We start from the raw sequence: 6,911 nt of genomic DNA, 5'->3' as shown, positions 1-6,911 counted from the left end.
CACCAATACCGGACAGTTTCGTGGCTCACGTCGATGCCTCGTTCATGCAGCAGATCTTCGACATTCCGAAGCGAGAGTGGAAACCGAATATACAGCATCACCGCAAGGCGGATAATCTCAGGGCTGGTTTTGAAGTATTTGAATGAGGCAGGTCTGGTCATGAACAAAAGCTACGCAACCGCCCTACCCCTCTCAAGCAAAGTTCTTCTGACAAGACCCAACACGGTTTCTGTGGAGTGAAATCCACTGGTTTTATTTGCGCGGTGCTACGGGAGTAGCAATCTTATTGAATTCGGGGCATAATTTGGCATTGAGTTTTTTTGCTCTCAGGAAGCACCGCGTAGACACCGCTCAGGGCCAATGTGAATTACTTGAGTAATATTGGCCTAGTGGGATGGCAAAACATACCGTCGATCACATGTTTGGTCAGATTTGGAGGGCTAAAAACAATGGCAACCAAAGCCGAATTTTGTATGGCAGCGGCATAAGCCAGAGCTGCCACGGACGCACTAAAGAAAATGGCGCGTGATCCTTTAGGTGCGTTTGACCCTGGGTTGGCCACGACGGTTGCCAAGGCAGTGATCAAGAACCTGAATAAATGAGAGGAAAAGGCCGGCTTCATGGATTGTAAAACACTCCTCATCCTCAATCGAAAATCTGCGGCCCGACCTGACGTACGTTCGGCTGTCAGACCTCTGGAAAAGGAGCTTGGTCTGGAGATTGCTATCCCATGGTCAGGTAAACAGTTGCGAAAAACGATACACAAGCACTTGGCCAAGGGGGTGACGCGCTTTGTTGCAGGAGGTGGTGACGGGACACTCAACGCGGTTACCAGCGCCCTATTGCGATGCGATGCGGGACCAACCATTGTTTTGGGGCTTATGCCTTTGGGCACTGCTAACGACTTTGCCAGGTCTTATGGTGATGACGGATCGGATCTTTCTGCATCATTGGTGCAGGCCGCAACCGGAAGAGCCCGGTCGATAGATATTGGTTCCATCAACGGTCGCCCATTCGTGAATGTCGCCAGTGGCGGTTTTGGGGCCATGATTACCGCGACAACTCCCAAAGAAGTTAAGAGGCGGCTAGGAGGGTTAGCCTACACCCTTACCGGATTGGCGCGAGTTTCTGAGCTGAAACCAACGCAGGCCATGATTGCTTTGGATGGGTCAGAGCATAACTGGGCGTCGGTTTCTGCGCTGGTAATTGGCAACAACCGCTTTGCCGGTGGTGGGTTCGAAGTAACTCCAGAGGCTGACATGTTCGACGGGTTGCTCGATCTGGGTGTTTTGACCACGGACGAGTGGCCACCTGCAAACCTGTCTTTTGGAAATTTCCCCGACCTGAGTGACCCGATTGCGGGGCTCGTAAAACGTAGCCGTTTCAAACATGCGGTGTTGGAAACAGAAACACCGTTCCACTTAAACCTTGACGGTGAACCGATGGTGGACACGAGGTTCGAAATTTCGGTTCTACCGGGTAGACTAAGCTTTGCGCTACCTTCTACTGGGTCTTGATCTCTAAAGAATTGGAGCGAACAGGCGGGCAATCGGGGCGCCAATCCGGATATGCGGGGGCTGTTCAGCAAGCAATTTGTCTAGCCTAAACGACCGTTCGAAATCCTTTTCCAGCATCGCGGCTGTAGCCCCGGCGGCGCGTGTATCGAAGAAAACGGCCATTGCTTCAAAATTCAGCCGGAATGAGCGGTTATCCATGTTCGTTGTCCCTATCGCGGCCAAAGTATCATCAACAACCAATACTTTTTGATGCATGAAACCGGAACTATATCTCAAGACCTGTACTCCGGCCTCGCGGATTTCATCAAAAAAGGCAAAAGCGGCAAGCCAAGGAATCTTATGGTCAATGACGTCCGGAACCAGGATGCGGACATCTACTCCTTGCAACGCAGCGTGTTTTAAAGCTGTGAGCACATCGGTATCGGGTACGAAGTACGGCGAAGCGATCCAAATCCGACGTTTGGCATTCGCGATTGCCGTGAAAAAGAACAAGGCACCGGTTTCCATTTCGTCCCCGGGACCGGTTGGGACGATTAACCCGGACATGTTCTCTTCCATGTGACCAGCCTCCCAGTTCATCTCCGAAATCAGGATTTCTTCAGTTGCCCAATGCCAATCCTCTACAAACACCAGTTGCAACTGCGAGGCGATCGGGCCACGGATTTCGACATGTGTGTCGCGCCAATCACCGAATTTTGGGTCGCGCCCCATATATTCGTCTCCAACATTCAATCCGCCGGTAAAGCCGACCGTTCCGTCGACGATCACCGTCTTGCGGTGATTGCGTAAATTGAGTTGAAATCGGTTTTTAGCTCCGCGCATCTGCGCGGGTTCAACTACTTGCACACCGGCTGAACGGAGATCATTAAGATAGGAGTTTGGAAGTTTAACGCTCCCAACTGGATCGCACATGAACCGAACTGCAACTGCACGTTTTGCTGCGGTGATCAGATGGTCCTGCAGTTTCCGACCCAGATCATCATCATGAACAATATAAAACTGCACCAGAATGTAATCTTGGGCTGCGTCAATAGCGGCAAAGATTGCATCGAACGTTTCCTGCCCGTTTAATAGGATTCGCATGTTGTTGCCCCGGACTACAGGGAGTTCAGATATCCTTTCCAACGCTTCGGACGGAAACTCTGTAGGCACGTCGGGGGCATTGACCTCGCGAAACGTCTTGATTCCGTCAATTACCTCCTCGCTATCGCGGCGCGCAGTTAAGTATCGGTCGAACTTGTGATGCCCCAAAAAAAGGTAAAGCGGAACGCCAAGATACGGGGCAGTAATCAAAAAAACGACCCAACCCACTGCACCCTGAGAGGTTCGCGCCGATGAGATCGCTCTCCATGCAAACCAAATGGCAGTGGCTTCGAGGGCGATCAGGAGCAAGACCAGAATTGTGGACACCATGTGGGCCTCTTTGGTTCACGGTTGCTGAAAGGGCGTTCCAACACCCGGTGGAGATCCACCAGATTAACCGATACTCGCAGGAAAGGATCGCCTAGGGCAAGCGCGTAGAAACGCAGTTCTTGTTGAGCTCGGGTTGCAATTCGATAGAGAATTTTCATTCGTATGCCGCTTTGACAAATTAGGAGCAATTTATCCCGATACTCCAGAAAAAGCTGGAAGATTCTCCCAGAGTTTCCGATGCTGTCCTCCTGCAAACTTCGGGTGTCGTTTGAGAAGTTTACGACCTACATGATCCAAAAGAGAGGCCAGTTCAGCAATTGGAAGAAACTCAATCTCCGTCGATGAGCGCAGTTGTCGAAATGCAGGAACGTTTCAGCCACTGGCAGGCCGAACTAAATCAAAGCAGCGTAATTCTCTCTTTGATCTTTCTCTTGGCCGTTGTCATCGGCAGGCGGCCACTTGCACGATGGCTTATGGCAATGTTTCGGGCACTTCTCAGACGCTTGTCCATTGAACTTTCGGAAAAGGTAGCTGACGAACTGATGCGGACCACATCAGTTTTGATTGTGACCTTTGCTGTTTTTGTGGTTCTGGAAACATTGAATGTTCCAAACATGCCTGGTGACATTTTTAGGCGCATTATGGCCTCAATCGCTGTGATCGCAGTATTCTCAGGGTGGTACAACCTGAGCGGGTCTTTTGTATCCCTTCTTCAGAGCGACCGGTTTGGAGAAGTCAGGATGGAGGCCGGATGGATGGAGCGCGTTGCCCGTTTTGGCATCTTGCTGTTTGCCATTACGTCACTGCTAGAAGTCTGGAGGGTCGACATCAGCGGTGCGCTGACCGGTGTTGGAGTACTGGGCGCAGGATTGGCTATCGCGACGCAGGACCTGATCCGCAATCTTGTGGCAGGCATGAATAACATGAGTGAAAAGCGCTTCGCTATTGGGGACTCGATTCAAATCGACGGTTCGTTTGTCGGGACAGTCGAATCCATTGACCTGCGCTCCACCCTAATCCGTGGGTTCGATCAGATCCCACGGCATGTTCCGAACTCCGAGTTATCCAACGCAGTTGTCCTAAACTATTCACACCGCCGACATCGAAGGGTCATGCTTAGCATACCGTTGCTTCTAGACAGTACCGAGGCTCAGGTCCTTCAGGTGCGTGATACGTTGCGGGAACATTTGTCGGCCTGTGGAGATTTCGAATTGTCTGAAGAGGCACCGAAACATGTCTATGTCGAAGGGTTGTCAGAATGCGCCGTAACCATCATTTTTTACGCGTGGACGACTACCCCTGAATACGACAATTTCCTCCGTGTGAATGAAAGTCTTTCGCTCAAAATCCTTGAGACAGTGCGCGCGGCAGGAACAGAACTGGCCTATCCAACACAATCGATCAATCTGCGCGGGTCAGCCATTCCGTGACCTCCTGATGATACCGATCAGTATTTCCCAAGCGTCTAGCTCCGGTTGTCTAAGTTTTGCTCAAATTCCTGACGGATTGCTTCTGTTTCGGTATCTAGTTCGGATTTGGATACCGTCAGCTTAGATTTTCGACGTGCAGCTTCAGAGGCTTCGCCCTGTGCTACTTCCCTTACTGGATTGTCTTTTTGACTACCGTCGGACAAGTTACCATCGCCCGACATCAATATTGCGAGTGAATTCGTCGATGGGATGTTGGCTAACACGATCATAGTACAGACGGTAATCGGCACGCTTAGTAGAGCCCCGGGGATACCCCAGATTGCGGTCCAGAACGTCAGTGCGAGGATAACCATCAAAGGCGACAAGTTTAGTGATTTTCCGGTTAGCGATGGTTCCAGAATATTCCCGATGATGAACTGAACCGCCCCACAGCCCACCAAAATAATTAGAAAAGGCGTGTTAGTATCAAACTGCACAAGAGCAACGAGCGAGGGCAACGCTACCCCGATGATTGAACCAATCGTTGGAATGAAGTTCAGTACGAATGCCAGGATGGCCCAGGTTTCGGCAAAATCCAATCCCACGGGCTTCATGATCGCGTAGCTACCGACACCCGTTAGGAAACTAACGAGTGTTTTGATTCCTACATATCGCTGCACGCTTTCTGAAATGCGCGTCAGCACGCGGTGTAAGTTTTGTGCGGATTCCGCATCTGGCGCTGCCAGTGCGACTTTCAACCTCATGGGCCCCTGTTCCAGCATCATGAAAGGAATATAAAGAAGGATCAGAAAGAAGGCGCTCAAAAAGCTTCCGGCTGAACCGATTGCTCCGCCAGCGAAGCCGGTGAAGTCCATCTCTAAGATCGCTTGTTGCGCTGCCTGATAGTTCTTGTCTCCAACAAGAGTGACCACTCGGGCCAAGATTTCAGAGAACCTTGCTTCATATCTAGGCAACGCATCGGCAACCGCGCCCGCTTGACTGGTCAGAATTGACAGTAATCCGAGCAATCCCAACACTAAAAGAGCAGCGCTAATGACATGGGCCAACCATCTGGGGATCCGTGTCCCGAGAATTTCAACCTGACATAACCTGTCGACTGCGGAAGTCAGAAGAATGAAAATCAAGGAAGCAATCGACAATGGAACTAGAACATCAGCCGCCAGGACCAGTCCTGCGATAGTAAAAAAGGCGATCACGACAACCCGGTGCCAAAACGCCAGACTAAAAACGTGTGTTTGCTGTTGATCTGGCACCGGCTGGGCTACTTCCTGTCTATTACCCTACGGATTTCCGAACCTTGTCATATACGGCTTTCATTTTCAAACCAAGTTCCCGCGCAGCTTCGCCGACTTCATCCGCCGACTGATTAAATTGTGATGTAGACAGGAACCTATCCCACTCCGAAACAAGTGAATCCCACTCGTCTTCCGCCTCCATTGTTCCAAGGTTCAACTGAAGTTTAATTTCATCTCTCTTTTGTTGTAGCTCGGCCATCATGGCCTTCAGATCGGGCATTTCTTTCACCTTTTGTAACACGTAATTGCCGCGAGACGGCTCTCGGGTTTATCTGCACTGCCAATTTAAACGGTGCTGGTTGGATGTTTAAACATCTTACTAAAAAGAATTAGGTCAATGCTTCTTTGGCCAGTGACATTGACGCATCTAGCTTGGCCTTTCGTTCTTTGTAGTCTGCCTGAATTTCAGCTTTACGCTTTTCAAACTTGTTCCTTGTATTTTCTTTGGCCACCGCAATTTGCTCTTCAATCGCCTCGAGCCTTGCAGCTGTTTGGCTGTTCAGTTCGGTGATACGTTGCGAGATTTTTTCTTTGGCTATACTTGCCTTTGCCTTGGTTGCGTCGATTTTGTCGTGGATTGCTTGTTTGGTTTCTTCGTTAGATTGCTTCCACTCGTCTTTTAGCTCTGCAATTTCCCGATTAAGTTCCGCCATTTCAGCAGCGTATTGTTCATCGATTGCATCGGCGCGTGGCTTGCGGAAAACCACTCCTCCAGCCTCGCTCATTTTGACATCCAATGGCGATGTCCAAACTTCGTCAACCGAGGCCACCAAGCAAGATTTACCAGGAATAAGTTCGATGCTGATTTCGTCAAGCATCGTAGAATCTATTCCCGCAACCCAAAGATCTCTGTAGACACCAAACAATCCACCTGTCATCGATCCGACAGCCATTCCTGAGGCGGCCACTGATGCTGCAGCCGCAGATCCGGCGACTGCAGCTCCGGATGCGACTGCCACCGGGCCGGCCAAAACACCAACCATTCCGCCGAGAACGAGGCCCAGTGCCGTTCCCAACGGCCCTTCATCTTCCACCTTCTTAACTTCAACTTTGCCTTCGAGATCTTTCCCAATGACTGCAGCGGCATACACCGCGAGATCTCCTTGGGAATGTAGCGCGCGCAGTGCGGTTTCACCCTTGAATGCAGCAGCATCATCCTCGAAAACGACGGCAATAAACTTTTCCATGTTAGTACTCCTGATGGTTGATTTTAGGCGGGAATTTCTTAGTGGACAGGAACTTTTCTAAACACTAAA

Annotated in this window: 6 protein-coding genes and 1 pseudogene; 2 read left to right on the top strand and 5 right to left on the bottom strand. The window is 50.5% G+C overall.

Features of this window, described 5'->3' with window-relative positions:
- Positions 1-161, bottom strand: a pseudogene (locus AC2FHW_RS13280) (IS6 family transposase); the annotation flags it as partial.
- Positions 162-620: 459 nt separating this feature from the next.
- Here AC2FHW_RS13280 and AC2FHW_RS13275 point away from each other — a divergent pair.
- On the top strand, positions 621-1,517 hold the full coding sequence (locus AC2FHW_RS13275; RefSeq protein WP_271946095.1) for a YegS/Rv2252/BmrU family lipid kinase: 897 nt from the start codon (positions 621-623) through the stop codon (positions 1,515-1,517).
- 3 nt (positions 1,518-1,520) lie between these two features.
- Here the strand turns inward: AC2FHW_RS13275 and cls are convergent, their stop codons facing one another.
- A complete protein-coding gene (gene cls, locus AC2FHW_RS13270) occupies positions 1,521-2,930 on the bottom strand; it encodes a cardiolipin synthase (protein WP_271946093.1) in 1,410 nt (469 codons plus the stop codon).
- Positions 2,931-3,472: 542 nt separating this feature from the next.
- Here cls and AC2FHW_RS13265 point away from each other — a divergent pair.
- Entirely contained in the window at positions 3,473-4,360 is an 888-nt protein-coding gene (locus AC2FHW_RS13265; protein WP_496822051.1) for a mechanosensitive ion channel family protein, read from the top strand.
- A gap of 35 nt (positions 4,361-4,395) precedes the next feature.
- Here the strand turns inward: AC2FHW_RS13265 and AC2FHW_RS13260 are convergent, their stop codons facing one another.
- The 3 genes from AC2FHW_RS13260 to AC2FHW_RS13250 form a co-directional block, all read right to left on the bottom strand.
- The gene (locus AC2FHW_RS13260) at positions 4,396-5,613 is read right to left on the bottom strand and encodes an AI-2E family transporter (protein ID WP_496822049.1); all 1,218 of its coding nucleotides are present in this window, start codon (positions 5,611-5,613) and stop codon (positions 4,396-4,398) included.
- Between the two features lie 22 nt (positions 5,614-5,635).
- Positions 5,636-5,875: a hypothetical protein gene (locus AC2FHW_RS13255; RefSeq protein ID WP_271946087.1), complete on the bottom strand. Its 240-nt coding sequence runs from the start codon at positions 5,873-5,875 to the stop codon at positions 5,636-5,638.
- Between the two features lie 109 nt (positions 5,876-5,984).
- The gene (locus AC2FHW_RS13250) at positions 5,985-6,842 is read right to left on the bottom strand and encodes a DUF1269 domain-containing protein (RefSeq protein ID WP_271946085.1); all 858 of its coding nucleotides are present in this window, start codon (positions 6,840-6,842) and stop codon (positions 5,985-5,987) included.
- Between the last annotated feature and the right edge of the window lie 69 nt (positions 6,843-6,911).

The sequence above is a fragment of the Ruegeria sp. YTSA108 genome, from assembly GCF_059610185.1.
The sequence above is the reverse complement of the archived record's forward strand: the minus strand, read 5'-3'. Positions and strand labels throughout refer to the sequence as shown.

What these genes read in the sequence shown, in the direction of transcription:
- AC2FHW_RS13250 (WP_271946085.1), bottom strand. Translation starts at nt 6,842, where the DNA reads ATGGAAAAGTTTATTGCCGTCGTTTTCGAGGATGATGCTGCTGCATTC.
- cls (WP_271946093.1), bottom strand. Translation starts at nt 2,930, where the DNA reads ATGGTGTCCACAATTCTGGTCTTGCTCCTGATCGCCCTCGAAGCCACT.
- AC2FHW_RS13255 (WP_271946087.1), bottom strand. Translation starts at nt 5,875, where the DNA reads ATGCCCGATCTGAAGGCCATGATGGCCGAGCTACAACAAAAGAGAGAT.
- AC2FHW_RS13275 (WP_271946095.1), top strand. Translation starts at nt 621, where the DNA reads ATGGATTGTAAAACACTCCTCATCCTCAATCGAAAATCTGCGGCCCGA.
- AC2FHW_RS13265 (WP_496822051.1), top strand. Translation starts at nt 3,473, where the DNA reads ATGCGGACCACATCAGTTTTGATTGTGACCTTTGCTGTTTTTGTGGTT.